The organism is Microbacterium sp. 2FI, assembly GCF_005502885.1.
In the GTDB taxonomy this organism is placed as follows: Bacteria; Actinomycetota; Actinomycetes; order Actinomycetales; family Microbacteriaceae; genus Microbacterium.
Window position 1 is genome coordinate 1 of sequence record NZ_SCMR01000041.1, and the last position, 2,139, is coordinate 2,139.

The window sequence follows — 2,139 nt, forward strand, 5'->3', positions numbered from 1 at the left end:
GTGTCGACGACGCTCGAAAACTGGTCAGTTTCGGCGGTGAAAAGTGAACACTCGACGATTGGAGAGTGATCACTTTGGAGGACTGGGCGCTGATCCGGAGGTTGGCTGCGGAGGGCGTGCCGAAGGCGCGTATCGCGGCGAGGTTGGGGATCTCGAGGACGACGGTGTTGAAGGCGGTCCGATCGGATTCGCCGCCGCAGTATGAACGGACCCCGACGGAGTCCTCGTTCGTCGCGTTCGAACCACGGGTGCGGGCGCTGTTGGAGCAGACCCCGGATATGCCCGCGACAGTGCTCGCGGAGCGGGTCGGTTGGACGGGGTCGATCACGTGGTTCCGGGCGGGGGTGAAGCGGCTGCGGCCGGAGTTCCGGCCGATCGACCCGGCGGATCGGCTCACCTGGGATCCGGGTGATGCGGCGCAGTGTGATCTCTGGTTCCCGCCGAAGAAGATCCCGCTCGAGGACGGCACGGCGAAGTTGCTGCCGGTGCTGGTGATCACCGCCGCGCACTCCAGGTTCATGGTCGGTCGGATGATCCCGACGCGGACGACGGAGGATCTGCTGCTGGCGTCGTGGGAACTGATCCAGCAGCTCGGTCGGGTCCCGCGCCGGCTGATCTGGGACAACGAGGGCGGCATCGGGCGCGGCCATCGGCCTGCCGCCGGCGTCGCGGCGTTCATGGGAACCCTCGCGACCAGGCTCGTGCTGCTACCCCCTCGCGATCCGGAATCGAAGGGTGTCGTCGAGCGCCGCAACGGCTGGTTCGAGACCTCGTTCATGCCCGGCCGGTCCTTCTCGTCCCCGGCGGACTTCAACACCCAGTTCACCGACTGGCTGAACCGGGCGAACACGCGCGTGGTCCGCACGATCAAAGCATCGCCAATGGACCGGCTCGACGCGGACCGGGCCGCGATGCTGCCGTTGCCGCCGATCCCGATCCATCTCGGCTGGCGCAACAGCATCCGACTGGGTCGGGACTACTACGTCCGCCTCGACACGAACGACTACTCCGTCGACCCGACCGCCATCGGTCGCATGGTCGACGTGAGTGCTGACCTGGAACGCGTGAAGGTCCGCGCGGATGGCCGGGTCGTCGCCGATCATGTGAGGGTCTGGGCGCGCGGAACCACGGTCACCGACCCGGTCCACGTCGAGACAGCGGCGCGGCTCCGCAAGCAGTTCCAGACGCCCCGCGCCACAGCAGTCGGTGACGACCTGGCCCGAGACCTCGCCGACTATGACCGAGCCTTCGGGCTGGTCACCGACCAGGAGAACAGCTGATGGGCGCGACGAAGACGACGGACGCCGTGAAGCAGATCACCTACCTCGCTGGCGCTTTGAAAGCGCCCCGGATCACCGAAGCCGCCGGCCGGATGGCCGATCAGGCGCGCGATGCGGGCTGGTCGTTCGAGGACTACCTCGCCGCCGTCCTCGAACGCGAAGTCTCAGCTAGGAACGCGTCCGGCGCGGAGTTGCGGATCAAAGCCGCCGGGTTCCCCGCCCGCAAGACGCTCGAGGACTTCGACTGGGACGCGCAGCCAACGGCCCGGCAGCAGATCGCCGCCCTCGCCTCCGGAGGGTTCCTCCTCGAAGCGCAGAACGTCGTCCTGCTCGGCCCACCCGGAACCGGGAAGACCCACCTTGCGACCGCACTCGGGATCGTCGCCGCTCGGCACGGTCACCGGGTCCTGTTCGCGACGGCGACGGACTGGGTCACCCGCCTCACCGACGCCCACCGGCAAGGCCGGCTCCCGAACGAGCTCGCCCGGCTGCGGCGTTACGGGCTGATCATCGTCGACGAGGTCGGCTACCTGCCCTTCGAGCAAGACGCAGCGAACCTGTTCTTCCAACTCGTCTCATCCCGCTACGAACACGCGTCGCTGATCCTCACTTCGAACCTGCCGTTCTCCGGCTGGGGCGGCGTGTTCGGAGACCAAGCCGTCGCTGCCGCGATGATCGACCGGATCGTCCACCACGCCGACGTGCTCACGTTGAAGGGGGCGAGCTACCGGCTCCGCGGCAGAGGCATCGACAGCCTCCCCAGCATCAGAACCACCACCGACGAAACCCCTGGCTAGACTGCCCGCAACTGTTCACTTTTCGAAGATCGAAACTGACCAGTTCTCAAGCGTCGCTGACA

2 protein-coding genes are annotated in these 2,139 nt (G+C 67.2%); both read left to right on the forward strand.

Going from position 1 to position 2,139, the window contains the following annotated elements:
* Window positions 1-65: 65 nt before the first annotated feature.
* Window positions 66-1,280 carry an IS21 family transposase gene (gene istA, locus FFS15_RS18505; protein WP_137846525.1) on the forward strand — a complete coding sequence of 405 codons (1,215 nt, stop codon included), beginning with the start codon at window positions 66-68 and terminating at the stop codon, window positions 1,278-1,280.
* A complete protein-coding gene (istB, locus tag FFS15_RS18510) occupies window positions 1,280-2,077 on the forward strand; it encodes an IS21-like element helper ATPase IstB (protein WP_137846526.1) in 798 nt (265 codons plus the stop codon). Before istA ends, istB begins: the two co-directional genes overlap by 1 nt.
* Window positions 2,078-2,139 lie beyond the last annotated feature (62 nt).